Origin of the sequence: Mucilaginibacter pedocola (genome assembly GCF_002013915.1) — a bacterium.
In the GTDB taxonomy this organism is placed as follows: Bacteria; Bacteroidota; Bacteroidia; order Sphingobacteriales; family Sphingobacteriaceae; genus Mucilaginibacter; species Mucilaginibacter pedocola.
This window is the reverse complement of record NZ_MBTF01000037.1, coordinates 172,743-199,564: the sequence shown is the minus strand read 5'-3', so window position 1 is coordinate 199,564 and position 26,822 is coordinate 172,743. Positions and strand designations below refer to the sequence as shown.

18 protein-coding genes are annotated in these 26,822 nt (G+C 46.4%); 4 read left to right on the top strand and 14 right to left on the bottom strand.

What is annotated here, in order from left to right:
• Nucleotide 1 precedes the first annotated feature (1 nt).
• From BC343_RS27055 to BC343_RS27030, 6 genes are all read right to left on the bottom strand, one after another.
• A complete protein-coding gene (locus tag BC343_RS27055) occupies nucleotides 2-979 on the bottom strand; it encodes a glycosyltransferase family 2 protein (protein ID WP_078350934.1) in 978 nt (325 codons plus the stop codon).
• Nucleotides 980-1,028: 49 nt separating this feature from the next.
• Nucleotides 1,029-2,339, bottom strand: coding sequence for an ABC transporter ATP-binding protein (locus BC343_RS27050; RefSeq protein ID WP_078350933.1), 1,311 nt, complete (start codon nucleotides 2,337-2,339; stop codon nucleotides 1,029-1,031).
• Nucleotides 2,340-2,347: 8 nt separating this feature from the next.
• The gene (locus BC343_RS27045) at nucleotides 2,348-3,238 is read right to left on the bottom strand and encodes an ABC transporter permease (RefSeq protein ID WP_078350932.1); all 891 of its coding nucleotides are present in this window, start codon (nucleotides 3,236-3,238) and stop codon (nucleotides 2,348-2,350) included.
• 52 nt (nucleotides 3,239-3,290) lie between these two features.
• A complete protein-coding gene (locus BC343_RS27040) occupies nucleotides 3,291-5,756 on the bottom strand; it encodes a GumC family protein (RefSeq protein WP_078350931.1) in 2,466 nt (821 codons plus the stop codon).
• 17 nt (nucleotides 5,757-5,773) lie between these two features.
• The gene (locus tag BC343_RS27035; protein ID WP_078350930.1) at nucleotides 5,774-6,556 is read right to left on the bottom strand and encodes a polysaccharide biosynthesis/export family protein; all 783 of its coding nucleotides are present in this window, start codon (nucleotides 6,554-6,556) and stop codon (nucleotides 5,774-5,776) included.
• 213 nt (nucleotides 6,557-6,769) lie between these two features.
• Nucleotides 6,770-7,789: a glycosyltransferase family protein gene (locus BC343_RS27030; protein ID WP_078350929.1), complete on the bottom strand. Its 1,020-nt coding sequence runs from the start codon at nucleotides 7,787-7,789 to the stop codon at nucleotides 6,770-6,772.
• Nucleotides 7,790-7,995: 206 nt separating this feature from the next.
• On the opposite strand from BC343_RS27030, the gene BC343_RS27025 reads away from it, so the two are divergent.
• From BC343_RS27025 to BC343_RS27015, 3 genes are all read left to right on the top strand, one after another.
• Nucleotides 7,996-8,592 (top strand): GDSL-type esterase/lipase family protein, encoded by a 597-nt coding sequence (locus BC343_RS27025; RefSeq protein ID WP_078351095.1) that lies wholly within the window; start codon nucleotides 7,996-7,998, stop codon nucleotides 8,590-8,592.
• A 53-nt stretch (nucleotides 8,593-8,645) separates the two neighbouring features.
• Nucleotides 8,646-9,383, top strand: a complete 738-nt coding sequence (locus BC343_RS27020) for an esterase family protein (RefSeq protein WP_238381881.1) — start codon at nucleotides 8,646-8,648, stop codon at nucleotides 9,381-9,383.
• Nucleotides 9,384-9,447: 64 nt separating this feature from the next.
• A complete protein-coding gene (locus BC343_RS27015; protein ID WP_143822374.1) occupies nucleotides 9,448-9,942 on the top strand; it encodes a hypothetical protein in 495 nt (164 codons plus the stop codon).
• Here the strand turns inward: BC343_RS27015 and BC343_RS27010 are convergent.
• Nucleotides 9,932-11,083 carry a M1 family aminopeptidase gene (locus tag BC343_RS27010; RefSeq protein ID WP_162276953.1) on the bottom strand — a complete coding sequence of 384 codons (1,152 nt, stop codon included), beginning with the start codon at nucleotides 11,081-11,083 and terminating at the stop codon, nucleotides 9,932-9,934. The two genes, BC343_RS27015 and BC343_RS27010, sit on opposite strands and share 11 nt — an antisense overlap.
• 18 nt (nucleotides 11,084-11,101) lie before the next feature.
• On the bottom strand, nucleotides 11,102-11,557 hold the full coding sequence (locus BC343_RS27005; RefSeq protein WP_078350926.1) for a gluzincin family metallopeptidase: 456 nt from the start codon (nucleotides 11,555-11,557) through the stop codon (nucleotides 11,102-11,104).
• 307 nt (nucleotides 11,558-11,864) lie between these two features.
• Here BC343_RS27005 and BC343_RS27000 point away from each other — a divergent pair, with 307 nt between their 5' ends.
• Nucleotides 11,865-12,623, top strand: a complete 759-nt coding sequence (locus tag BC343_RS27000) for an SGNH/GDSL hydrolase family protein (RefSeq protein WP_078350925.1) — start codon at nucleotides 11,865-11,867, stop codon at nucleotides 12,621-12,623.
• Between the two features lie 246 nt (nucleotides 12,624-12,869).
• Here BC343_RS27000 and BC343_RS26995 read toward each other — a convergent pair whose 3' ends face one another.
• The 6 genes from BC343_RS26995 to BC343_RS26970 form a co-directional block, all read right to left on the bottom strand.
• Nucleotides 12,870-13,640 carry a 3-keto-disaccharide hydrolase gene (locus BC343_RS26995; RefSeq protein ID WP_078350924.1) on the bottom strand — a complete coding sequence of 257 codons (771 nt, stop codon included), beginning with the start codon at nucleotides 13,638-13,640 and terminating at the stop codon, nucleotides 12,870-12,872.
• Between the two features lie 289 nt (nucleotides 13,641-13,929).
• Nucleotides 13,930-15,933 carry a c-type cytochrome gene (locus tag BC343_RS26990; protein ID WP_238381880.1) on the bottom strand — a complete coding sequence of 668 codons (2,004 nt, stop codon included), beginning with the start codon at nucleotides 15,931-15,933 and terminating at the stop codon, nucleotides 13,930-13,932.
• Between the two features lie 9 nt (nucleotides 15,934-15,942).
• The gene (locus tag BC343_RS26985) at nucleotides 15,943-17,769 is read right to left on the bottom strand and encodes a 3-keto-disaccharide hydrolase (RefSeq protein WP_078350923.1); all 1,827 of its coding nucleotides are present in this window, start codon (nucleotides 17,767-17,769) and stop codon (nucleotides 15,943-15,945) included.
• 93 nt (nucleotides 17,770-17,862) lie between these two features.
• Complete coding sequence (locus BC343_RS26980; protein ID WP_078350922.1) at nucleotides 17,863-21,435, bottom strand: VCBS repeat-containing protein; 3,573 nt, start codon at nucleotides 21,433-21,435, stop codon at nucleotides 17,863-17,865.
• Nucleotides 21,436-21,568: 133 nt separating this feature from the next.
• A complete protein-coding gene (locus BC343_RS26975) occupies nucleotides 21,569-23,191 on the bottom strand; it encodes a RagB/SusD family nutrient uptake outer membrane protein (RefSeq protein WP_078350921.1) in 1,623 nt (540 codons plus the stop codon).
• 21 nt (nucleotides 23,192-23,212) lie between these two features.
• On the bottom strand, nucleotides 23,213-26,386 hold the full coding sequence (locus BC343_RS26970; protein ID WP_078350920.1) for a SusC/RagA family TonB-linked outer membrane protein: 3,174 nt from the start codon (nucleotides 26,384-26,386) through the stop codon (nucleotides 23,213-23,215).
• Nucleotides 26,387-26,822: the final 436 nt, after the last annotated feature.

Here is a 26,822-nt window from a genome sequence, read left to right as displayed (position 1 = left end):
ATTACACCATATTGCTTTTACCTGCCGGCGCTGTTTTTCCCGCAGTATTTGTTAAACTCTTTTTTATCGCACGTAAGGGATTAGTTATGTTATAATATATCCAATCAGACACTATACGTTTTCGGATAAAGGCCTTGTCGGCACTTGTAAAATAGGTATCTAAAAACCGGTGAGCATTGCCCCCTTTTGGTTCTTTTACAATCAATATCTTCAGCATAATAAGGCCGTGCCCGTCGCCCCTGTCCTCAGCATGTATATTCCTGAACTGGTCTAAAAAAGCCAGGCGCACCTCAGCCTTATCCTTCAGCAGTTTACAAGTATTCAACCACCAATAATGCAATGCATCGGCACTGTAGTTAAGGCTCCCCTCGCTTGCGGTTACAACCTGTTTCGGAACAATGTAAAGCAGCTTATCATCTTCCAAAGCATTGAAAAAACAAGGCATGTGCGGGTACGAGTTAACAATATTTCGGTACCCGGCAATTAAAACAGCCCCACGGAACGCAGCCGTTTTAAAAATAGTACAGGGTATAAAACTGGCAAACTTAAAATAAGGATACCCCGCAGCCACCAGGTTGCGCGGCGTATCAAGCTTGCCTGCAAATTTTTCCCAATTGTATTTATGGGCACCTACATGTATCAAATCGGCAGTGGTGTTATCCATAATATCTGCGAGCGCGTTCAGTGCTTCGAGGTTAATATCATCATCGTCGCAAACCACCCAGGTGTATTCGCCATCGCTAAGTTCTATTGCGCGCAGTATATTGGCATCGCCGCCTATGTTTACCTTGTTCGTAATAATTTGCAGGTTGGGCATTGCAGGCACAAAACTTTGCGCTACCTGCAGGGTATCTTCGGTAGAACGGTTGTTAAGTACCTTTATAGGAAAATTGGCAAAAACCGATTTACTAAAAACACCAAGTGTTTGCTTTAATAAGGCACTCCTGTTATATGTTATTATAAAAATATCTAATTTCATAACACAAGTTATTACTGTGCTTTAAAGGCTGAGTGTTAAATAAGGTGCGTTAAAGCACCTGCTCGGTTTGCCAGGCCAGTTTTGGCCTTACTACTCCCCACCATTCGCCGGTATACTCTTTGCGCATATTACCGGTTTCTATTACGGTAAATGCAAGTACGTTTTCGGCAATGGCCATGTTTGCCATATCTCCCTCGGGCACAAGGAAGGCGTTTATTTTGTAATTTTTGTCGTTTAAGTAATTCCCCGGAATTACACAGGTAGATTTGTACCTACCCTTTTGCAGCGGAACTTTATAAAACTGATCGACAGTAGATGATGCCGAGGGAGCGCTAAAGGTTGCAAAAATAACAGTGTCTAAGGTATCCAGCAAGTGGATGCTGGGCTGTACTATAGCACCATCGTGGTATACATCGTACTCAATTTCAACAATAACATCTTCGTTTATACCGAAATCAGCTGTGATACCCTTTGCAGGTGATAACAGCCTTAGCGCGTGAAAGCCTGCCTTTGTTGAATGCTGCTTTACTATAATATCATCCTTATTTACCTGGCCATCGCTATTCTCGCCCGTGCGGATATACTTATCAATAACAGTATGCGTAAAATCCAGGGTTTGCAGTTGGCCGTGCTTCAGCAAAATTGATTTAGAGCACAGGTTGCTTATAGCAGCCATATTGTGGCTTACAAACAGCACGGTACGGCCTTCGCCTTTGCTCACCTCGCCCATTTTACCCAGGCACTTTTTCTGAAACTCAGCATCGCCAACGGCCAATACCTCGTCTACAATCAGTATCTCACTTTCCAAGTGGGCTGCTACGGCAAATGCAAGCCTTACATACATACCACTGCTATAGCGCTTTACGGGCGTATCAATATATCGTTCAACCCCGGCAAAATCAACAATGGCATCAAAGTGCTTTTTTATTTCGTGCTTGCGCATGCCCAATATGGCACCGTTCAAAAAAATATTTTCGCGGCCGGTAAGCTCGGGGTGGAAACCGGTACCTACCTCAAGTAAGCTGGCTACCCTGCCCATAATTTTAACCGAGCCCCTGGTGGGCACTGTTACGCGGCTAAGCACTTTAAGCAGCGTGCTTTTGCCTGCTCCATTACGGCCAATTACGCCTACGGCGTCGCCTTTTTGTATATCAAAGTTTATATCCTTCAGGCTCCAAACTATATCGCTGGTGCCGGCGGTAGCGCGGTCGTTAGTTTCGCCAACGGTTAAAAAGGGGTCTTCTTTGCCTCTCAGCAAGGCCCATTTACGCTCAATATCGCGGCTAAGTGTGCCGGTGCCAAAATCACCCAGCTGATATGCTTTAGATAAATTTTCAACTTTTATAGCAATATCACCCATGGCCTAAATTAAACGGTATCAACAAAATCTTTTTCTACCTTGTTAAATATCACCAGCCCCAGGAAAAACAGCACAAAACAAGCAACAACGCTATACAAAAACGAATCGAGGTAGAACTGCCCCCCACCTGTAAAGCCATACCTGAAGGTTTCTATAAGCCCCGTCATAGGGTTTGCTTTTATAAATGGGCGGTATTTTTCTGATGCTTCCGATAGCGGGTAAATTACCGGCGTGGCATACATCATTAATTGCATACCGAAGGTTACCACAAAAGCAAGGTCGCGGTATTTGGTGGTAAGGGCGGTAATAATAAGCCCAAGCCCCAAGCCCAGTATAGCCATTAATGCAATAAGCACCGGGAACAGCAGTAAAAACAAGTTGGGCTCTACCTTATCGCCATTAAGTTCGGCAGGCGCATAATGGTATTTAAACAGAAAATAGAAAAACACAATAAGGAACAGCAAAAACTGCACACCAAACTTCACCAGGTTAGAGAACACAATGCTCAATGGCATAATCAACCTTGGGAAATAAACCTTGCCGAAGATGTTGGCATTATCCTTAAACACCGTTGATGTTTTGGTAAGGCAATCTGCAAAGTAGTTCCAGGCAATTGTGCCGGCCATATAAAACAGTGCATGCGGCACATGGCTGGTGCCTATTTTGGCCAGCCCGCCAAATACGAACGTGAAAACTATAGTGGTAAAAATAGGCTGTATAAAAAACCACAGCGGCCCCAATACGGTTTGTTTGTAAAACGATACAAAATCGCGGCGTACCAAAAGCCAAAGCAGGTCGCGGTAGTTCCAAACATCTTTTAAGTGGAGGTTTAAAACAGAATCGTGAGGCTTAATTTCTAAATCCCACTCCTGGTTTGAAGTACTTGGGTCTATCACCATTTGTTATCTTTTATTCAGCCTGCGCCCGGCAGGCAAGCGTTTGCAGCGCTTTTTATTTTTTGCCTTTTTTGGCAGGTTTTCTAAATATAGCAGCAAATAAGCCTTTTAAGCCGCGCGGTTTGTTATCATCTTCCTGGGTGTAACCATAACCGTAGCCGTAACCGTAGCCATAGCCGTAACCATACCCGTAGCCGTAGCCATAGCCATAGCCGGCACCATAGCCCTGGCCATAGCGGCCCAGTATACCACGCAGTTTTAAGCCGTTGAAAATGATGTTAACATTGCTTAGCTCGTTGTTGCTTTGTATATGGTCTATCAGGTTGAGGTAATACTTAGGCGTATACTTATGCCTTACCATATACAAGCTGGCGTTTACATACTTGTTCAATATTTTAGCATCGGTAACCAAACCAATTGGCGGCGAGTCGATAAGTATGTAATCAAAATCCTCGTTCAGTTTAGCCATCAGCACATCAAGCCTGCCGTTCAGCATCAACTCTGTGGGGTTTGGCGGAATAGTACCCGCAGGCAAAATAACCAACCCGGGGATATTCCTGTCGGCCATAGAAAGGCTTATATCTTCGTAAGTAGCCAGCCCTGCCATGTAGTTACTAATACCCGGTTCCTGCGGAATCTCCATCATCTTACTGATCTTAGGCTTACGCAAGTCGAACTCGAGAATGGCTACGCGTTTTCCGGTTAGGGCCAAGCTTACCGCAAGGTTTATGGCCGTGAAGCTTTTGCCCTCGCCCGAGATAGATGAAGTTACCAATATAGTTTTCTTCTCGTCGGCTATTCCTATAAAGTTTAGCGATGTACGCAGTGCGCGGAACTGCTCGGCAATTACCGTTCGGCTGCCGTCTTTAATAACCAGTGTTTCGCCGCTATCGTCGTGCAATATCTCGGCCAGTACAGTAGCATCGGTCTTGCGCTCAATTTCCGAACGGAACAATACTTCCTGGTTATATTGCTCGCGCAACAACACGAAGATGATACCGATGATAACGCCTACGGTAAGGCCAACCAAGTAAATGTTTAATGGTATAGGTTTAACCGGGGTACCTTTGCTTTCGGCATAGTTGATTATACGGCTATCGGCCACGGCGGCGGCGCGCGATAGGGCAACCTCCTCGCGCTTGGTAAGCAACAAGGTATAAATATTGTTTTTGATAGCTTGCTGGCGGCTTATCTCTAAAAACTTACGCTCTTTTTGAGGCACACCACGCAAACGTGTAGAGTTAAAACTGCCCTCAGACCGTAAGGTGGTTTGTGTAGTAAGCAAGTTTTGCCTTAAGGCGTGTAAGTTTTCGAGCAAGCCCGGTTTAATTTGATTGATCTGCTCTTGCACAGCAGCTACCGGCGGCGAGTTTTCGCCCGATGTTTGCCTCAAATTGGCTAACTCCAGTTCGGCCGCGTAAAGCTTCTCTAACAATTGCAGCAATATAGGGTCGGTTATGCCCAGGGTTGATGGTACCAGGCCCGATTTGTTGCCCTTTTTAACAATGTATTTCTCAATTTGATCGAGTACATCCAGCTGTACCTGTATTTGCGCAAGCTGTATGGTATTTTGCCTGGCATTATCAATGTAGTTACGCCCTTCGGTAGAAAGGTCAACTATGCCTTGTGTTTCTCTGTAATCCTGCAACTCGGTTTCAACGCCCGATAGCTCTTTGGTTACCAAAACCAAACGCTCATTTATAAAAGCCAGTGTATTTTCGGCGGTTTGGTTTTTCTCTTGTATGCCGCTGTTGTTGTATACAGCTACCAGGTCGTTAAGTATATCCTCTGCCCTGATAGGCACTTCGTCAATCATTTTTAATTGAATGAGCGACGACGACCTTACGGCCGGCGTAACTGCCAATGCACTAAGCGTAAATTTAGCGGCAGTTTTAACACTGCGAACGCGCAGGTAATACTCGCCTTTAAAACTTTGGGCTGTAACCGGCTTATCCGTTTTTACGGGGTTGATAATGAAATCGCCATAAGGAGTGCGTACAGGCGAGCCTAAAGGGTACTGCTTACCCGAAATGATCACATAGTTTTTTGTGGGCACGTACTCAAAAGAAATAGGCAGATCGGGCGAGTTTTTGATCTCGGCAGGGTTTAGAGCAACAAATTTTACCGGGGTAGGGTAAATTAGTATATCGCGCAGGGCACCCTTGTTATAAATCATGGCATAAAGCCCAAGATCGCGTACTACCTGCTCCATCAGCACGCGCGATTTTAGCACCTCTATCTCGTTTTCTACCGTTTTGGCACTTTTAGAAAGGCCCAACGCTTCTAATACGTTGGTATTGTCGTTGGTACGCGAATCTTTAAGTAAAATAGTGGTATTAGCCTCGTAAATTGGTGTTTGATAATGTATGTAGAAATAGCTTATGGTAAGCGACACTACAATAGTGAACACAAATATGGGCCAAAATGGCAAATACCTGAAAGCTATTGCGCCAAACGCACTTTTAGACGTTGTGCCCTCGAACGGATTGGCAGCATTGGCCGATTGAGCATTATTTTTCATTAACAGAAAAAAAAAGATTAATTTTTAATGAACTGTAAGTAGATTACGATGAGTAACGAAACAGCACTAAATGCGTATGGTATCAGCTGGGTAGAGCGGTCGGCCGAAGCGGCACGTGCATTGTTTGGCTCAATGTAAATAATATCCTGGTTTTGCAGGTTATAAATATCTTTTTCAAACAGTTGGCTATCGTTTAAGCTAAAACGCTTGGTTATCCTTTTACCATCTTTCTCCCTTATCAGCAATACATTATTGCGCCTGCCATAAGCGGTAAGGTCGCCAGATTGTGCCAGGGCCTCGGGCAAGGTTATATGCTCATTAGGCACCTGCACTATACCGGGGTGGTTAACCTCACCCAGCACAGTTATTTTAAAATTAACAATACGCACATTTACAATAGGCATTTTAGCTATCTGTTTGCTCAACAGCGCTTCGCTTATTGAGCTTGCCAGTTCGGCCTTGGTAAGCCCAACTGCTTTTACCGAACCAATAAGGGGTAATTTGATCATGCCGCTTTCGTCAACAAGGTAGCCGTTGTAACCGCCCTGTTGCCCGGTATTTTGGGCGGTTGAGGAGTTTAGTATTGCGGTAGTAATTTGATCCGGGGTTGAAATATTGATCTGCAGTATATCGCTAACGTTTATTTTAGTCTCCAAACGTTGCTGGTCAACGTCATAAGTAGTATCGCGCTGAACGTTGTTGAAGTAGGCAAGTTTTTTAGAACTACTACATGAACCTAAAACCGACAGCACCACCAGGGCCAGCAAAAAGAAAACTAATGAGTAAGGTTTTTTTTTCATAAAAGTTTAGAGCAGCGTTGCTTTTATACCAGGGCGAAATAATTGCAGCCTTTGCAAACTTAAAAATTATTACGCAATATTATTTTACTTTTTTAATATAATGGACTGATTTTCTAAAAATAATAAAAAAATTCTAATTATTACTAAAATCTATTTATTCAACAATTTATTAATCGGGAGCCACTCGCGGGCCTAATTTTGTTCTAATATAATTTATTTTTTGATTAATTTTTTTAACCCGTCGCGCACTTTATTTTTAAACAATTTTCCGCGCCGCACCAGGTTGTGCGATTTGGAATGTATAAAGTTTGCCACGCCCTCGCCCGCCGTTTGGGCCGTTACATGTAAGGGTATAAGCGTTTTTGTTAAATACCCCTGGAAGTGCAGGGTATAAAACTTCGAAAACACCGGCGTTCCGTTAATTCCCTTCACTTTTCCGTACAGCCCATCGTTCCGGCGGATCATTTTTTTAATATTGGTGGACGGGGTGGTTTCAAAGCTGTACTCGCAACCATTGAAGGGTACGTTCACATTAAAATCAAAACTTATCCCGTCTTTTTCCAGCGAAAGCAGGTTGAGCACATGAGGGTGAGCCTCGGTACGGAAAACATCAAGCAATATCATGTCTGATACGTTTTTGTTATCTAAAAATTTTCCGGCAAGCGTATCTGCCAATAATTTTTCAAACCCGGCTTTATTGGCGTACTTATCCAGTGTGAAACGGCAAAAATCGTGGATAAGCTTTGCACTCCAAAATGAGGTATGTCCCGATGTTACGCTATCCTCGCCATGCTGAAAAAACATGGTGGTACCCTCGTATTTATCTTTAATATAAGTATTGAATACAGGCTTCAGATCCTGCAGTACCACAACATCGCAATCGGCATGTACAAAATGTTTAATACCCAGCTCTTTTACAATATCGTTGATAATAAACCATCTATCGAAACAGGCCTTCTCGAAGAAATAAGGGTTGATGGAGTGGTGGCGGTAAACTTTATCAAACTCTTTTATGCCCTGGGTATACTTGCGTACATCAATGCAATTGTAATCGCGGTAATCGTCGAAGTAGGTATCGGTAAGTACGTATACGTTATTTTTACCGTTGCTGAGCACGGCCTGTTTAAGAACATGGCCAAAGAATAAGCTGGTATTTTCGCCAAGCTGCAAAAAGAAAACAGGCAATTCCGACTGTGATAATTGAGCTGCGCTACCCGTGTTGCCTGGTTCCATTAAGTTTAGTTTGCGAAACAAAAATAATATTTTGGTGCATTAAAGCAATAGAAGAATGCCTTTGTAATGAAACTTGCAAGGTTTTTGCCCGATTAATAAATAAAATACAATTTGCCACCTGCTGCCGCCATATTTTAATTAGGTTTGAGGGAATGTAGCATTTGCTATTGAAATTATTTGATTGCCCCATTAATAAAGAATGCCGCATGTATTGGTATGAAGAAGATATAAAAAGCCTTGAAAAGAAGGGGCTGAAGGAAGGGTACGGAGCCGAAACGTTATTCTACGGTAGTTCGTCTATACGGATGTGGGATAGCCTGCAACGCGATTTTGAAGGCCTGCACCCGCTTAACCTTGGCTTCGGCGGCTCTACCCTGGCTGGCTGCGTATGGTTTTTCGATAGGGTGATGTATAACTACCAACCCAAACGGCTGATAGTTTATGCCGGCGATAACGACCTGGGCGATGGCCGCCATCCCGAAGAGGTGTTTATTTTTTTTCAGCAGCTTTGCGTAAAGGCCATGCAACGTTTCGGGCCCATCCCCTGCTATTTTATTTCGCTTAAACCGAGCCCGGCCCGCTGGAACAGAGCCGACCAGTTTAAGTACACCAACAACCTCATCGAAAACGAGATAATAAAGCAAGGCGGCAACTGGCAGTTTATAGATGTGTTTAAAAAGATGCTTGATAATAATGGCTATCCGCAAAAACAACTCTACGCAAGTGATGCCCTACACCTAAGCCCGCAGGGCTACCAGGTTTGGAAAGAGGTGGTTAGCAGCAAAATTATGGTTAACAGTTAACCCCGTGTTCACGATGAACTAACATTAAGTAAAGAAATTTCGGGCGGTAATAAATGGGGGCAATAAACAGGGAATATCACAAATGGCACAGCCCCGCGCTGCAGCGCGATATGGAGCTGCTGGTGTTTGGCACCGGTGGCAGGCCCGTGCTATTCTTTCCTACCCGCATGGCCCGCTTTTACGATTATGAGAATTGGGGCATTTTAGCTGCGCTGGAGCATAAACTCGCATCCGAAGAAATTCAGCTTTTTTGTGTTGACAGTGTGGACGCCGAAAGCTTTTACAATACCCATGTGCACCCCGAAGTACGTATTGCCCGCCATGTGCAATACGAAGATTATCTTATTACCGAGGTTGTGCCCTTCATTAAACAAAAAAACAGCAACGCTTACATAGAAGCTGCCGGCTGCAGCATGGGTGCCTACCACGCGCTCAACATTGCACTAAAGCACCCTGATATTTTTAAAAAAGCCGTAAGCATGAGCGGCCGCTACGACCTTACCGAACACCTGGCAGATTTTAGAGACTTGTTCGATGGCTACCATAACCAGCAAGTTTACTTTAACATGCCCCGGCAATACGTGGCAAACATGCACGAGCATTCCCTGCTGGAAGAACTACGCAGCCTAACCATCATACTGGCAGTGGGCCAAACCGACCCATTCCTGTTCAACAACCAGGAAATAAGCCGCTTGCTGTGGGATAAAGGCATCCCCAACGAATTTTACGTTTGGGACGGCTACGCACATAGGCCAAGGTATTGGAAAAAGATGGTGGAATTGTATTTATAAGAAATACAACTTACATTGGTTCTATACAAAACCTAACCTTATGAGGCAATTCACATTAACCGTCTTGTTCTTTATTATTTTATTAAGCGGGTGCGGCTTTACTGACAACAAACCCAATAGAAACGAACTTACCTGGACATCCTTACGTATTAGCCCTGTTCAAGGCACAAATATTTTGATTTATCGCGACCATTACGACGGGGGCGATTCATCGATGGTAACAAAGTACAATCCTGGGTCAATTTTTTCTCCGCGGCCAAAAGGCAAAATAAAGGAAGATACGCTCTGGATCAAGTTCACCAATGCCGAAAGGGACACCCTTGGCTTAATTGCCAATAGCCTTATCATTAATCCGGTAAGCCCAAAGAAATTCTGTACGGAATTTGTGGGAAAACTTAGGATAGAAATGCGATATGGTGAACAGGTTAGCCACAGCGTTGAGTACAATTCCGTGTGCGACTGGGCTACCCTTTCCCCCGAAACAATTCAACTAAGCAAAATACTGGCGCGTAAGCAGATTGCCTGGGGCCAGCTAACCAGCCACGTAGTTATTGAATAATCACTCTCTTAAAATACCATCCTTTCGGGTCAACTACCGGCTGTGTTTTGCTGATGATCTTAAACGGCGTGGCTTTGTTGGCGCTTATGGTAGTGGTAACAATCCCCTTATCCGTTAAAATATCTACCGGCAGATCCATCGGGCTGTTTTTTATGGTTAGTATATAGGTTTCGGGACGGGTGTGTTTCAGCTCGAAATCCATCGTATTGGTAGTACGCAGGTAAAAATCGAACAGGGCATCCAGCTTACGGCCCGATTGCTTGTTGAAAAAGTCCTGCACATCCTGCGTAGTGAAGAATTTATCGTAAGGGTATTGCACATCGGTAGCAAACTTTTTAAGCGCCGGAAAAAATACACTATCGCCAATTACATGCCGCAGGGTATGCATAAAAAAGGAGCCCTTGGCGTATACATCACCGCTATAAACCACATTCATATCAAGCCCCTCGCCTTGCACGGTTGGTTTGGTGCCTCGGATACCCGCACGCTGTGCCACCATTACCGAATCGTAACCTGCCTCGCCCAATGTTTCGCGGAAAAAAAGGGCTTCTGCATAGGTGTTTATCCCTTCTTGTATCCACATGTGCGCCCAATCTTTATTGGTTATTTTATTAGCCCACCACTCGTGCCCAAACTCATGGAACAGGTTGGCCGAATAATCAAACCCCGGGTACTTATCGTACTTAAAGTTATCGCCATAAGTAACCATGGTTTGGTGTTCCATACCCGAATTAGGCACCTCAGCAATGCCTATCTTCTCTTTATACCAGGGGTACTCGCCAAAATATTTTTCGAGGATACGGGTATCGCGTTCGCGGATATCTATTACATGGTTAGCATTTGCGGTATCGGTTTTTAACACATAAAACTGGATGGGCACACTATGCCCCCCTACCGTAGTATACGGGCGGCTATAAACTTTGTATTTGGCAATATTGAACACCACGCAATAATTGCTGATGGTGTAATTGGTTTTCCAATGCCAGGTGGCTTTATCGTTAGCCACATTCTTCACCCCTTGCAATAAACCGGGACCAGCAACCGATAAGCCCTTAGGGATGGTAATGAACATATCTACGCCTTCGTTGGGTTCGTCGCTGGGGTGGTCTTTACACGGGAAGTATACTTGTGCCCCCTGCAACTGGCAGTTAATAGCTACCTATGGGTTGCCCGCTTTGTCGGTAGTCCAGGTGAAGCCGCCTTTCCATGGCGGGCGCACGGCAATGGGAGGTTCGCCGCCGTAATTGATGCGGATGGTGTGTTTGCCCGTTTTGTAACCAGCCTTGTTAACGATGAAAATAGAATCTCCTTTGTGTTCGAATGTTGCTTTACCTTTGTCAACCATAATGCTATGCACATCCAGTAGATGCACCAAATCGAACAGCAGGGTATCAGTAGGTTTACTGAGAATGAGGCTGATCTCTGCATAGCCATCAATGCTTTTCTTAGGGATATCTACATCAAGCGAAAGCGTGTAATGGCGGATATCCATAATGGCCTGTAAAGGACGCAATTTGCCGCCGGCTGCCATATAACTGATGTCGCGATTTTGGGCGAACGATACGGTTGAGGCAATAACGAAAGCGAAAAACAGAAGCAGGCGGCGGGTTTTCATGGGGATATGGCTTGAGGCTACAAAATAGGCATTTAGGCAGATAGTAGAAACAATATAAGCAAAGGCCTTTGTGGTTCCCCTCTTGAGAGGGGGCGCGGCGGGCAAGTGCGGCTGCAGGGGTGTGTTAGCGGCTTTGCAAATTCACTTTGCATAAACTCTAACACACCCCTAACCCCTCTCAAGAGGGGAACCATAGTTCGCAATGGAAAGAGCGCCCCTCAAATGCCTTTATCAAGAGGAGAAAAAGAAAAAAGGGTCTTGAGCAGCGGTATTTTTTACATACATTGAAGCAAATTCCAACCAACCTATGGCTAACCATACCCGCCGCAATTTCCTGAAACAAACCACCCTGATAGGCGCTGCCGCAACCGCATTGCCAAACCTATTAAAAGCAGAAACACCGACTGCTGAAAAGCTGAAAACCGATATGGTTATCCTTTTCCAGGGCGACTCGATAACCGACGGCAACCGCACGCGCGATAACGACTGGAACCACGTAATGGGCCATGGCTATGCCTGCTTGCTGGCCAGCCGACTATGGTATGATCACCCCGGCCGTAAATTCCATTTCTACAATCGCGGCATCAGCGGCAATAAAGTAACCGACCTGGCCGCCCGCTGGCAAACCGATACACTGGCATTAAAACCCGATGTGTTGAGTATTTTAATTGGCGTGAATGATGTATTGGCCTGTGTAAATGGCGATACCAACTACAGTGCTGAAAACTACGAAACAGGCTACCTGGCGCTTTTAAAGCAAACCAAAGAAGCCCTGCCCAATATCAAATTCATCATTTGCGAACCCTTTATTTTGCCCGGCACCCGCGTGAACGCTCAATTTGATAAATGGAAAGAAGAGGTGGAGAAACGGCAGGCTATCGCCAAAAAACTCGCTACGGAGTTTGATGCAGTATTTGTGCCCTTTCAGCAACCATTTAATGATGCGCTAAGCAAAGCTCCCGTTGAATACTGGATATGGGATGGCGTACACCCCATGCCCGCCGGCCACGAGTTAATGGCCAGGCAATGGTTAAAGGTTGCAGGGAAGAAGGTGGGGTTGGTGTAAAGTCGAAAGTCCGCAGTCGGAAAGTCCGAAAGACGAATTTTACATCATACGTCGTCCTGTTTGTCGAAGGGTGCGCGAAGTCCCTGCAAGCTATGGGTCGACTGGCTTGCCATGCCCCACGCACCCGCTTGTCATGCCGAGGGACGAAGCATCTATTAGCCGATTTGCAAAGTGGCAATTGCTTTGTGGCTAACAGATCCTTCGCTATCACTCAGGATGACAAAGTTGAAAATACTGCTACTATCCTTACAAATTCCTTACCCAAATATTGCGGTAGCTGATAGGCTTGCTTGGGTCGCCGTGCGATTGTAATTTGATAGGTGCCGGGCCGTGAGCGCGGTATTTTGGCGCACCGATGTATGGGGTATCTCCTTTCAATTCGTAATTGTTTTGTACGAGCACACCGTTGTGTATCGCAGTAACACGGGCAGGGGTTTTCACGGTGCCGTCCTCATTGAAGCGTGGGGCCGTCCATACTACGTCGTAGGTGTTCCAGTCGCCGGGTTTGCGGCATGCATTGGCCAGCGGCGGCGACTGCTTGTACATGCTGCCTGCCTGCCCGTTGGTGTAGGTTTTGTTGTTATAGTTGTCAAGCACCTGCAATTCGTAACCACCTGCACCCCATGGCAGGGCGGCAAGGAAAATACCGCTGTTGCCGCGTGCCTGCCCGCTACCTTCTATGTCTGCCGGGATGCGGTATTCGATGTGCAACTGAAAATCGGTGAATTTGCGTTTAGTTTGTATATCGCCCTTCTTTTTGTCGACAGTGATCACATTTTTGGCAACCAGCCATTTATCTGTTGCAGCGGTGTCGTTCACCAGCACCCATTCGTCGAGGTTTTTACCACCGAACAGCACAATTGCATCAGATGGAGCATCGCTTGCTGCTTTACCCGGGCTTACCACAGGAGGCACAGGGGTGTAAAACTCGGTGTCTTCGGGTTTGGCGTTTTGGGCATTGGCGGCGAGGGACGTGGCGGCTAGCAGAGCGGTTATAAAAAGGTGTTTCGTTTTCATGTTTCTTCGTTTTGATCCGTTCATAAATTATTACGCCCGGTCAAGCGTCCACGCTTGACTGAACATGTTTTGGAGCGTCCGCGCTCCCGTGTTTATTTTAAAAAGTAAGCGTGGACGCTTACAAAGGTTTTTGTTCAAGCGTGGACGCTTGAACAGGCGGCGGTGAGAGGGGGTGTGTTTCGCCGCTATGCATAACGTTCATTGCTTTGTGGTTAACACACCCCTTCCCTCTCACTTTCCTTCGCGCCCCCTCTCGAGAGGGGAACCAAAAGAAGAAAAAGCTTCGCTTTTATTTCAACGTCCTTATCCAGGTCGCAATTTTCCTGGCATCGGCTTCGGTTACTTGCGGCATGGGCGGCATTGGGGTCGAAAACTCTGGCCAATGCTCGGGTTTCGGGTTTTTTATTAATGCCATAATTTGCGCTACGCTGTAATTACGTTTAGCTACTTCTTTAAATGCCGGGCCAACCTGTTTGGTATTGGGGTTATGGCAGGCCGAGCAGGTGTTTTTGGCCAATAGCGGTTTAACCTCTTCGTAAGTAAGTGCCTTTGCAGGAGCTACTGCTGCAGTTTTAATACCCGGTTTTGCGGCTGCAGGCTTAGCAGGTGCTGTTGCTTTCACTGAGTTTTTGGTACTCACTTCACTCATGCTTAATTTTTTACCTTCGGGGATGTTGTTCAGCGTGTAGTAAGCGGTTGGGTGTACCAAATTGAAGTAATTCTCTTTATCGCGCACACCATCAAGCGTAATGGTATGGATATAGTAGCGGCGCAGGTTGTTTACTATCAAACGCGCCTTCATGCCATCTTCCGACACCTTAACGCCTACGATGGGGCATTTCTCGTTATTCACCGGCGGACTACCATACACGCCATGGTATTTATAGATGTAGCTATCGACCGAATACGAGGCGATATCTTCAGCTACCTTCCTGTCTACAGGTTTGGTGAACTCTATCTCGAAGCCATCGGGTTGGGCGCGGATAGCGCGCATCTCGAATGGTATGTGATTGTTCCATATCAGGCGTTGAAGCCCCATAGTGGCCTCCCCTGCCGAACCCCAGCCGCGGTTGGTTTCACCCGCCACCAGCGAGCCATCGGGCAGCCAGGCCAAACGCACTATACCCGATTGGAAACCACTCCTGAAAGCCCATGCAGCACCCTGATACTCCCCGTTCACCTTCTCCAGGAATATACGGTCTACCATACTCTGCCCCTGGTCGCACACCAGCAACTGGCCCGAGAAAGGACCAAAAGCACCTTCGGGTATTTTTACGATCTCAGAATTGGAGATACCCAATATACCATGCGGAAGCCAAACGGCAGGTAATTGCAATTCGGGTATTTCTTTTTTGGCCTCAAATTCGGTTTTGAATTTTTCGTTTACGATGTTTTGTGGTTTGAATGGTTGACCGTATTTATCAAATTCGATGCGCGGGTTGTTGGTGGCAAAGAATTTTTCCTGCGTAAGGCTTAGCGGCGAGTTTGGCAGGTTGGTCCACACCAGGCTGGCGGGGTTACCCATAAACGCACCTTTTTTAACCGGCATAATACTGCCCGAGCCTACCCAATCGCCCTGGTTATCGCTGTACCACAGTTCGCCATCTATCATACTGATACCGCATGGAGAGCGGAAACCTGCTGCCCAGGGGGTAACCGTGCCATCCTCCTTAATATTTAAAGCCCAGCCACGGTATGGCACAAAGCTTTTAGGGTGCCACCAATCGGGCGGGAAGCCCAGGTTTAGCGTTACAAAGAAAGAACCATCCGGCGCTATTTTAGGACCGAAGCTGTATTCGTGGTAGTTACCGGAAAGCGGCCATGCGTATACTGTCTCGAAAACATCTGCCTTGCCATCCATATCGGTATCAACCAGTTTGGTTAGCTCGCCGCGCTGCACTACGTACAGGGCACCATCTTTATAAGCGGCACCTAATACCTCATGCAATCCCGACGCGAATTTGCGGAAGAACGGGCGCTGACTGGTAGGGTTCTCTACTATAAAAATATCGCCGCGGCGGGTAGTTACAGCCATGCTGCCGTTGGGCAAAGTACATAAACCGCCAACTTCCAGTATGGTACCTTCGGGCGCGGGAACTTTCATTATCTTAAAAAAGTCGTCCTCTTTTGGCGATTCGGCCTGGGCAAAGGCGCGCTGGTTCAAAAATAACGCAGCAGCCATTACACCAATAACGGTAGCCAGTTTCGCAACTTTTCTAACATTTCCAACCATTCTAACTTCTTTAACTTCTACAACCTCTCTAACTTTTCCAACTTTAAATATCTTCTTCATGGCTGCCTCTTAAAAAATGATAGAATAGGTTAATTTTTGTTTGATAGGCGTTACCAATTCCTGCGTACTGCCTTGCGTACGGATGGTTGGTTTGGCATCGGTGCCCTCATCTAACTTGATGTAGTATTGGTCATCAACCGTATAGAAGCCGTTCTTCAACTGCTCTATTTTGCTGCCTTGTGCTAAACGCATGGTTAAGCCCTCTACCGGTGCCGATACATTTACCTCGCGGTGCAAGCCTTGCCCGCCGGGTATTACTGTGCTGGCATCGGTAACTAATGCGCCGTATATCCAATATTTAAAAGTGGGGCGGGTATCCTTATCCAGCGTATAGCCCTTGGGTTTATAAGCCGTGCCATTGGTATCGGCAGGCCATGCAGCATCGGCAGTAGCCAGTTTTGCTAAACCGGGTGCAGGCTTACCAAAGTATTGTACGGAACCTGCGGGGCGCGATGAACCGTCCCCGCGCTCATGCCACATGGGGGTAGCATCAAGGAAGCTGCCTCGCCATATTTGTACCAGCATGCCTTTATCGGCATCGTAGGTGTAGTGCAATTGTTCGGTACTGCCTACGCCTATGCCGTGGGTTACGCGGATACCGCCGGGCAGGTCGGTAAAACTGCGGAGCACTGTGTTTTCGGTGGCGTTAATGAGTATCGGGTCTACCGCATCGTTAGAGCTTACATTTGCATCGCTCAGCAAATACTCGCGCACACCGGACCCTGCAACGGTTAAGCCCAGTGCCGATTTTGCCCAATCTACATTCTTACTGTAGAAAAGCTCGAAAGGCTGATCGCCCGATGGCAGGGTAACTGCGCCCGTACCGCGGTTGGTAGAAACAGGCACAACGCTTGTGTTATTGATCTTAAGTGCACCTTTACCGCCGGGAATACTGAGTTTAAAGGTGTACTCCCCTGCGTCGTTAATGTGGATGGTGCCGGTATACTTCAGCAAATACTCGTTAGCAAGTTTTACTTCGTTAGAGGTAAGTATCGGCGTTGTACCCTGTGCTTCGGGCTTTAATTTGGCATAGTCAGGTTCCTCGCCAAAATTACCTTTGTAAACCGTGTACTGCAGGTTTGCCACCGTTGGGTGTGGTTTATCAAAATTGGTGTAGCTAATGTTTTTAAAAGCCACTGCACCATGGTCGCCCTGGAAACGTAACGGGCCGAGGGCTGCTTCTTTAGTATCGTAAGCACCACGCGTTGGACCGGATAGTTCTACGTTCTCCTGTATGAGTACGCCATTCAACCATATATAAAGTACTTTGGCATTGGCTATCTTCAATCCTTTCTCATCAAACTTTGGTGCCTGGAAAGATATGCGCATATGTTGCCATAAGCCCGGTGCCCTACTGGCGTTTTGCCTGGGGGCGTGGCCCTCGTAACCTTTCTGTCCTTCGGGTTTGGTATCGTCCCAGCGTTCATAAATGCCGCCATTATCGCTCGACTTTGGGTTTACCGTACCCCAGCTATCCAGCAATTGTATCTCGTAAAGGCCCTGCAGGTATATGCCCGAGTTAGCGCCTTTGGCCATCATGTAATCCAGTTCCAGGTCGAGGTCGCCGTGGCGAAGCCCGAAGTAGAGGTCGTGCCCGGGATTTTTCTCGTCAACGTTGTTTACCAGTATTCCGGTGCCTTTGCCAAGATTGAAAACGTTCTGCTTATCCATATCAGCATGTACGCTTCCATCTATCTCCCAATTTTTTGGAGGGTTGGTAAATGCCGAAAGGCTGCTCAACGGCACCTGCGTTTTTAGCTGGGCAATGGCCGGCCGCGTTGCGCATACCGAAGCCAGCAAGGCCAGGCCCATAGTTGTGTAAAGTTTGTTTACCATATCAGTTTATCGGGCCTTGGGCGGGGCTTCCCAAGCAGCCATAATTTAGTTTAGTTTCACCAAATATATAAAAAATACAATCGATTGCAATACTTAAATTACACGTTGTTTTCCGTTAAGGCCAACCACCGTAATACTTTGCATATCAGCGGTCCGCGTAATAAAACGCGCCGATTGCGACAGGAACGACAGCCCGTAATAAAATTCCTGCTTCTGTGTGCTGCCATTTTTGTATTTAATAAGGGCATAAGCATCGCCGGGTTGCAGGGCAATGCTGCTGTTTTGCTCTTTCAGTCTAAATACTTTCAGCGCATCACGGTTCTGACTTGCGGCTAACAATAGTTGCCCTTTTGTATCGCGAAGTTTTACCAAAGCCTTGCCGTTGCCGGGGATATAAATACCGCTTTGTAAAATGCTTTGGGGTTTAAAACCGCCCTTGCCATCGCCTTTCAGCAGCAAACCGTTTAGGGCATCGTAACGGCCAATGGCAGCTTCGGTGCCATAGTCGTTACCTGTCATTATCACATCCAGGTTGCCGTCGCCGTCAAAGTCTCCGGTTTCCATACCGTTAATTGCAGATACCTGCGCTTCTACCGGCATGGGTATCATAGTGAACTTCCCGTTGCCATCGTTGCGCAAATAGCAGGTCTTCAGCATATTTGCTTTTAGCCTTATCGCCCCCTTACGTGTTTCGGCCGGGAACATCTCATCCATGGTAGCCAAAGCGAATGATTTGTAATTGGTGTATTTTTTCTTCAGGCTGATCATCTGCTTCAGCATATCATCGCGCCCCTCTACCGGAAACTCCTTCATCTTGCCATCTTTATCTTTAAAAAAGGTTGATGGTACGGCGCTGTAAATTTTGCTCTTATCAAAATCATTCGCGGTAATGTAAACCGGATACTCATCGTTCGCCTGCATCAGGCTGTTTTGGCCCAGGTTACCTACAATATAATCGGTGCGGCCGGTGTGGCGGAAATCGCCGGCGACTATCGAGTTCCACCAACCCAGCTGGTTTGCTATGCCGCTGTTGGCGGTTACGTTGGTAAACTTGCCGTGGTTATTTTTCAGGAAGGTAACGGGCATCCACTCACCTGCAAGCATCAGGTCGGGCCAGCCATCGTTATCAAAATCGGTAAAGGTGGCATCGCATACCAGCCCGATATCTTTCAAAGCAGGCGCTACTTCGGCGGTAACGTCGGTAAACTTTGCTTTGCCGTTTTGGCTATCATTACGTAGTATAATGCTCGATACCGGCTTGGGGTACTCCCATGGCTTCACCCTGCCCGATACAAACAGGTCAAGCTTGCCATCTTTATTATAATCGAAACCGCGCACACAAAGTTTGCTGGTATAGTTTTGTGGCAAAGCATCGGTAGCTAAAATAAAATTGCCTTTGCCATCGTTCAGGTACAGCCTGTCCTGGTACTGCGGGGCATCGGGTTGGGCTTCGTAGCCGCCACTGGCCGCGTACAAATCGGGCTTGCCATCGCCGTTGGCATCAAACAAAAGCAGCCCGGTATCTTTTATTAAATTGGTGGCAGAAACATTATTTGCCAACAAACTACGCTGGCTAAACCCACCGTTTGTCTTTTGTATAAATACCTGCGCCGGGTTATAAGAATCGCCGCCTATAACCATATCATCCAGCCCATCGCCATTTACATCGCCAACGGCCAAAGCGGGCGCGTATTCCGACAGTTTGTGCGGCAGCAGCTTTTGAATATTGAAATCGATAAACGCAATGTCTTTATGCTTAAAGTTGATGCCTAAAGAATCGGTTACCTCGGTAAAAAGTGCCTTAGCAGCATATAAGGGAACAGTTTGGACTTTACCATCCGCTGCATCGGCTATATTTAACTTTAGGGTTTGGCCGGCCTTTACGTTTAACAGTTTTTGCTGTTTGCCATTGGGCCACTTCACTATTACCGAATCTACCAGGCTTGCCTTACCCAAGCCAAAATGCGCAATATTTTGTACCGACGACAAGTAGCCGCGGTATGGGTTGTTCTCGTAAACCTGCTGTTTGCCTTTATCGTAGTAAATATCAACTATGGCACCTAACCCGTTCAGATTTTGTTTTTCGCCTTTAAAGGTGAATTGCAGGTATTGGTTGTTTGCCAGTTTCTCCGCATCGTCGCGCGAGGTATTGCGGTAAACCAGTGCTTCATCGTTAATGTTGTTTATCACCATATCCATGGCGCCATCGTTATCCAAATCGGCATATACGGCACCGTTAGAGAAGGTGGGAAGCGCTAAGCCCCAATCGGTACTTACATCCTTAAACGTAAGGTTGCCATTGTTGCAAAAAGCATAGTTGTGTAGTTTAATCTCGGGAATTTGCTTCAGCACCGTTTGTTTTGATGCAGCAGCATAGGCCTCCTGGCGGTAGGTCATGAAATCACGGTCGGATACATCTTTGGGGAAACCGTTGGTTACTATCATGTCCCTAAACCCGTCGTTATCAAAATCGGCAAGCAACGGGGTCCAGCTCCAGTCGGTTTGGGCAATGCCGCTTAAAAAGCCAATTTCGGCAAAAGTGGGTGCACCAATTGCACCTTGCTGGCCAAGCCTTGGCCCCTGGTTTAGTTGCAATGTATTGCGCACATACTGGTATTGGTGGCCGTATAAATCAAAATTTTCGAATAGCTGGTAGTTGTTCGGCCCCAGCATCATTTTTTTACGGTAGTTATCCTCGGGGTTCATGTCCAGCTCTACCACATCGGGCAGGCCGTCGTTATTAATGTCTACTACATCCTGCCCCATGGCGTTGAAAGACGTGTGTTTGAAATATTCTTTAGCACGATCGGTAAACGTACCGTCGTGGTTATTGATGTAGAGTGTGTTGTTAGATATAAAATCGTTTGATACGTAGATATCTTTCCAGCCATCTCCGTTAAAATCTACAGTAGATGCGGCATGGCCGAAACCCGCTGTAGTAACACCCGCTGCTACCGTTACGTCGGTAAACACGGGGTGCTTCAACGCGGCATCCCAATCGTTACGGAATAGTTTGCCGGTTATAATGTTTGCTGCCCGTGTTTCGTTTGCGCCAAAAATGTTGGGGTTGTACTTATCGCTGGCATTGTTTACCGTAAGGTACATATCCAAGTCGCCGTCGTTATCGTAATCAAAAAAGCTGGCCATGGTAGATTCGGTACCCGCTTGCAGCCCGTAAGCCTTGGCCATGTCTTTAAACTTAGGGATGCCATCTTTATCGAGCCCCTGGTTTATGTACAGGAAATTATAACGGCGGGTAGAGTCGGCATAAATGGTGTTACACACGTAAATATCCATCAGCCCGTCGTTATTAATATCAACAACGCTCACGCCGCGGCCCCAGCGCCCGCTACCGCTTATGCCGGCAGCATCGGTAATATCATCAAACTCGAAGTTGCCTTTGTTAAGGTACAGGCGGTTTGATACCATATTACCCGAGAAAAAGATATCCTGTTTGCCATCGTTATTAAAATCACCGATGCCCACGCCGCCGCCATTGTAAACGTTTACCACATCCAACGGGTTAATAGAATCGTTCTCGGTTATTTCGTTTTTAAAATGAATGCCCGAGTGCGAGGAAGATATTTGCTCGAACCGGGTTTTCTTTTTGCAGGAAAGCAGGCATAGCAGGCAAGCCGCCAATAAAATACTGTAAAACGCTCTCATAATTAGGAACCAATAGGTTATCGGTATTAAATGTAATAATTGGCTTACACCTATTTGCCGATATTTTATTAATTAGCAAAAAGAGGCTTCCCCCTATGCGGGAAAAGCCTCCTTTTTAATTCAACCGAAGCTATTAATAGCCCGGATTTTGAGTAAGATTTGGGTTAAGGCCTATCTCGTATTGTGGGATAGGATATAACTCGTGGCCGGCAGGGATATCAATAGCATAAACCTCTTTGATAAACGCCGTAGCTACACCAGCCCTACGCAGGTCATAAAAAGTTGAGTACTCGCCCGAAAGCTCGTGGCGGTATTCGTGGTAAACCATTTGCAGCACATCGGTAACCACTTTGCCTTCGCTCATGTACACCGCAGGGGCGCTGCCGCCAAAGGCTCGGTCGCGTACCAGTTTAAGGGTAGCTAAAGCACCTGCATTGTCGCCGCCGCGGGCCTGGCACTCTGCTTTGCTCAGTAATACTTCGCTATAGCGCATCAGTATCTGGTTTTGTGCACCAAAAATTGTTGAGTTACCCGAGTTACCATCTAAGGTAGCATCGCGCCACATTTTTGTGCTGTAGTAACCTGTACGCAATTGCGAAGGGTCGCTGCCTACCCAAGGGTGCGATATGGTACCGCAAGTGTTAATGATCTTGCCATCGTCGCCGGTGTATTTAGCTTTTACGGCAGCATCGGTGCTGGCAAAACCTGCTTTAACCAGCGGGTAGCTTGCTATACCGCCCCTTGCTATAATAGCTTTACCGGGGTGTACGTCTCCGGGGCCAATAATGGTAGGCACTTTACGCAAATCGCCGGTTTGGAAACCATCGTATAAGCCTTTGTTACCATAATCGTAACCAAAGTTTGATACTTCTTCGGGCATACCAAAGGTGCCTATCCAGGCTACCTCGTTACCCGCACCCCAGCTTTGGGTACCTGCAGGGATGAACTGCACTTCGAAGATAGACTCGGCATTGTTCTCGTTAGTGTACTCGTGTACATCAACAAAATCAGTAAGCAAGGTGTATTTACCTACTACCTGGTTAAATGAGGCCAATGCATCGGTATATTTTTTCAACCACATTTGTGCCGAACCAAGGTAAGCGTAAGCAGCACCTTTAGATGCACGGCCAAGCTCTTCAGCAGGGTATTCCTCTTTCCATGGCAACAGGCTTGCGGCTTGTTTCAGGTCGCTCTCTACCTGTGCAAAAACCTCATCCTGGGTGTTGCGTGGTTTTAAACCATCGTTGGCACCGTTGCTAAGCTCCAGAGGTACACCACCAAAACTTGCAGCAAGGTAGTAATAGGTCATACCGCGTAAAAAGTATACCTCGCCGGTAAGGCGCTGAAACAGGGCATCGGTAAGTACACCTTTATCTTTCATGGTTTGCAAAATTACCAGGGCCGAGTTTGCGCGGGCTATACCAATGTAGGCACGTTGCCAAAACACCTGTATACCGCCAAAGGTTGTTGGTATGGCGTAGGTGTTGTAAAACCTATCGTTACCCCAGTTAAAGAAATCGTGTGTTTGGAAGTTGGCATAATACCAAAGCGATTTCTTCAAAAGGTCGGCGTTTTGGTAGGTATCGTAAATTGCATTTACCAGCGCTACACCGTCAGAGGCTTTGTTAAACAAGGCCTGCTCGGTAGGGTTTGATGAATCTGTTTGATCCAGGAATCCTTTTTTACAGCTGAAGGGAGTTGCTACAATAAGTGCAACCGCCATTATGTATATATATTTTATCTTATTCTTTTTCATTGTTGGTGCTGTTGCTGTTACTTAAAATGTTACGTTTAAACCCAGGGTATAAAACCTTGAGGCAGGGTAAGTACCAATATCTATACCCGATGCAGTTGCGTTGCTTGCCGAGCTGTTGTTGTTATTAGGATCGGTACCTGTAGCCTGGCCAATTTCCGGATCTAAACCGGTGTATTTGGTAATAGTGAACAGGTTTTGCGCGGCAATGTATATCCTTACTTTGCTCAGGGTCATCTTTTTGCTGATAGCGCCCGGCAGGGTGTAACCTAAAGTTACGTTACGCAAACGCAGGTAGCTACCGTTTTCAACATACACGCTCGATGCTACGTTGTTAGCGCTGATATCGTCGTTGTAATTTACCCTTGCGTAACGGTTTGATGGGTTGCTTGCAGTCCATGCGTTTTCGGCATAAACGCGGCTAACGTTTTGTACACCTACGAAACCCGGTGCCTGGAAGCTCTCAAGGTTACGTGCCTGATAGTTAAATATTTTGTTACCATAGCTACCGTAGAAGAAGGCGTTAAAATCAAAGCCTTTGTAAGCAAGGTCAATATTGAAACCACCGTAGAATTTTGGTATAGGGCTGCCCAGGCTTGTGCGGTCATCAGCAGTTATCTGTCCGTCGCCGTTAATATCTTTAAATTTACGGTCGCCGGGAACAGTTGGCTGCGCATCGTTACCCTGGTAGTGGCCATCGGGTGCTTTAGCATTAAGCGCATCAATTTCCGCTTGAGTTTGGAAGATACCCTCGCTTTGGTAGCCAAAGAACTCGCCTACAGGTTGGCCAATATTGGTACGGCTAAACTCTTGCCAGCCGTTTGCCGGTGTAGTTAAGTTAACCAGGTTGCCAATAAAGTTTTTGGTTTGCGTAATGCTTAGCAATTTGTTTTTTACGGTGGTAACGTTTAAGCCTAAGCCGTAAGTAAAGTCGTTAACAGTTTTCCTGTAGTTGATACCGATCTCGAAACCCTGGTTGCGAATGCTACCTGCGTTTTGAGCAGATTGCGTAACGCCCGATTGCGATGAGGTTGGTATTTGCAGCAAGAAGTCCTTAGAATCTTTACGGTAGTAATCAACCGTTACCGAAAGGTCGCCGTTCAGGAAAGCCGCATCGATACCGATATCTGTTTGTTTTGATTTTTCCCAGGTAAGGCCGCGGTTATCTAAGTTAACATAGGCCAAACCGTTTTGGTAAGTGCCGCCAAAAGGGTAACCAACGTTGGTACCCGATGTAGCAGGGCCGCCCGAGCTGTAACGCGCCAGGTATTGGAAAGGCCTGATGCCAGCCTGGTTACCTACCTCGCCATAGCTTGCCCTCACTTTTAAGTCGTTAAGGAAGGTAACATCTTTCAGGAACGACTCTTGTTTGGCCCTCCATGCGATAGAGCCTGATGGGAATATACCGTATTGGTTGCCCTGGTAAAATTTAGAGGAACCATCGCGCCTTACAGTAGCGGTTAACAGGTACTTATCTTTAAACTTGTAGTTGATCCTGCCGAACTGCGATGCCAAAGTGAATATCTGCTGGTTACCAAAGGCAACAAGGTTTTTCACTTGCGAAAGGTCGCGGATAGCGTCGCTTATTAAATCGTTACCGTTACCACCTACCTGGCGGAAAGTATTTTTTTGCTGAGAAACACCACCTACGAAATCAATTGAATGATCGCCAAAGGTTTTAGAGTAAGATAATGTGTTTTCCCACAACCACTCGTAAGTATTATTTGCGCTTTGCGAATAGGTGCTCAGCTGGTTGGGGCTGGCAACACCATATTGGTCTAAAGAGCGTGTATCAGACGGAGTGAAGTAGTAGCCCGAGTAATCAGTAGTGTTTATACCCAGGTTAGTTTTAATTTTCAGGCCTTCTAAAAGTGTAGCTTCTAATGAAGTGGTACCTAAGAAGTAGTTGGTAAGGTTTTTAGTATCCTGTGTTTCGATCTGGTAAAGCGGGTTATTCCAGCTTTTTACGTAGATGTTAATAGGATCGTAGTAACCGTAGTTGCCATTGCCATCTTTAGCCAGGTTAGTTAATTTATTACCCTGCATGGTTGGGATCAACTCGCTAAGCGTAGCTAATGCACCGGTACCAAACGGGTTATTAGAATTTTGGCGAGAGAATTTGGCGCTCGATGATGACTTTAACCATTTTGTGGCATTGTAATCGATATTCATACCCATGTTCATCCTTTTGAAGAACGAGCCGGTAACAACACCTTTCTGATCAAAATAACCTGCCGAAAAAGCGGCCAAAACTTTGTCGCTACCGCCGCGGATGGCCAGGTTGTAGCTTTGTCTTACGCCCTGGCGGTAAACTTCGTCCTGCCAGTTGATGTTTTGCAACGATGATGGGTTAGACCACTCAGGCAAACGTGTGAAACCCGGAGTGTTGTTGGCCAGTGTAGCCCATTCCGAAGCGTTAAGTACATCGTATTTTTTAGGTTCCGATTGGATAGAGCCATAAGCATCTAACGATACCTGTACGCTGTTGCGGGTACCTTTTTTGGTGGTGATAATAACCACACCGTTTGATGCACGCACACCGTAGATAGCTGTTGCCGATGCATCTTTCAAAATGTCCATAGAGGCAATGTCGCTTGCGTTGATGTTGTTTAGGCCACCGGTAATAGGGTAACCGTCTACTACATACAAGGGATCGTTACTGCCCAAACTACCAACACCACGAATCAATACCGTAACGCTTGCGCCCGGTGCACCATCGTTATTGGTTACCTGCACACCCGATACGCGGCCTTGTAAGGTTTGGTCTACCGAGGTTACCGGTACCTGCTCAATCTGTTTTGAAGAAACCGAACCTACCGCACCGGTAAGGTCTTTACGGCGGGTGGTACCGTAACCTACTACTACCACCTCGTTAAGGTTGCTGGTGGCTGATACCAGTGTAACGTTATATACGCCGGCGCTGCCTACCTCAACCTCTTTGGTTACATAACCCACCACGCTTACTACCAGCGTTGGGTTACCGGTAACCGAAAGTTTGAAACCACCGTCGGCGCCGGTCATAACGCCATTGGTTGTTCCTTTAACCGACACCGATGCGCCCGGAACCGGCCCGTCTGCAGATGTTACTGTACCTGCAATTTGCCGGGTTTGTGCATAACCGGCCGTACTGGCAAGGCACAATATAAAGGTTGTGCAGAGCAGTACTACAAGATCTTTAATTTGTAATTTTCTCATCATACGTTTAAAAATGTAAAAAAGTTAAATTGGTTATTGATGACGGTGCCTTGGGTGTGGCACTGTTCATCGGAAGTAAAAGTATTGGAGATAAAAAAGAGTAAATAACACAAATGTTAACGTTTGTATAACAAATGTTAATGGGCTTTTTTACCGCTAAAATGGGCATTTATATGCATAAAAGCATCAATTGCAATCGATTTCGTGATGGTTTTGAACGTAACGCGCTACAGAGCAAGGTTTTATTGTGGTTAACAATATGCGTATGGGGAAAATGGCTGCTGAGGGGGGATAATGCAGGCTGAAATTGAGGCCCGTGGGATGAAACCAACGGCTACAATATGTGCCGGACCCCGTGGGTTTCAACCCAATGCTACAATATTTACCGAGGCTACGCCTCTTAGAAGTTTCAAATCAGGATATAAGGTTTGGCGAGCTA

Coding starts and splice junctions, on each gene's coding strand:
- BC343_RS27055 (WP_078350934.1), bottom strand. CDS start 979: ATGAAATTAGATATTTTTATAATAACATATAACAGGAGTGCCTTATTA.
- BC343_RS27050 (WP_078350933.1), bottom strand. CDS start 2,339: ATGGGTGATATTGCTATAAAAGTTGAAAATTTATCTAAAGCATATCAG.
- BC343_RS27045 (WP_078350932.1), bottom strand. CDS start 3,238: ATGGTGATAGACCCAAGTACTTCAAACCAGGAGTGGGATTTAGAAATT.
- BC343_RS27040 (WP_078350931.1), bottom strand. CDS start 5,756: ATGAAAAATAATGCTCAATCGGCCAATGCTGCCAATCCGTTCGAGGGC.
- BC343_RS27035 (WP_078350930.1), bottom strand. CDS start 6,556: ATGAAAAAAAAACCTTACTCATTAGTTTTCTTTTTGCTGGCCCTGGTG.
- BC343_RS27030 (WP_078350929.1), bottom strand. CDS start 7,789: ATGGAACCAGGCAACACGGGTAGCGCAGCTCAATTATCACAGTCGGAA.
- BC343_RS27025 (WP_078351095.1), top strand. CDS start 7,996: ATGTATTGGTATGAAGAAGATATAAAAAGCCTTGAAAAGAAGGGGCTG.
- BC343_RS27020 (WP_238381881.1), top strand. CDS start 8,646: ATGGGGGCAATAAACAGGGAATATCACAAATGGCACAGCCCCGCGCTG.
- BC343_RS27005 (WP_078350926.1), bottom strand. CDS start 11,557: ATGAAAACCCGCCGCCTGCTTCTGTTTTTCGCTTTCGTTATTGCCTCA.
- BC343_RS27000 (WP_078350925.1), top strand. CDS start 11,865: ATGGCTAACCATACCCGCCGCAATTTCCTGAAACAAACCACCCTGATA.
- BC343_RS26995 (WP_078350924.1), bottom strand. CDS start 13,640: ATGAAAACGAAACACCTTTTTATAACCGCTCTGCTAGCCGCCACGTCC.
- BC343_RS26990 (WP_238381880.1), bottom strand. CDS start 15,933: ATGAAGAAGATATTTAAAGTTGGAAAAGTTAGAGAGGTTGTAGAAGTT.
- BC343_RS26985 (WP_078350923.1), bottom strand. CDS start 17,769: ATGGTAAACAAACTTTACACAACTATGGGCCTGGCCTTGCTGGCTTCG.
- BC343_RS26980 (WP_078350922.1), bottom strand. CDS start 21,435: ATGAGAGCGTTTTACAGTATTTTATTGGCGGCTTGCCTGCTATGCCTG.
- BC343_RS26975 (WP_078350921.1), bottom strand. CDS start 23,191: ATGAAAAAGAATAAGATAAAATATATATACATAATGGCGGTTGCACTT.
- BC343_RS26970 (WP_078350920.1), bottom strand. CDS start 26,386: ATGATGAGAAAATTACAAATTAAAGATCTTGTAGTACTGCTCTGCACA.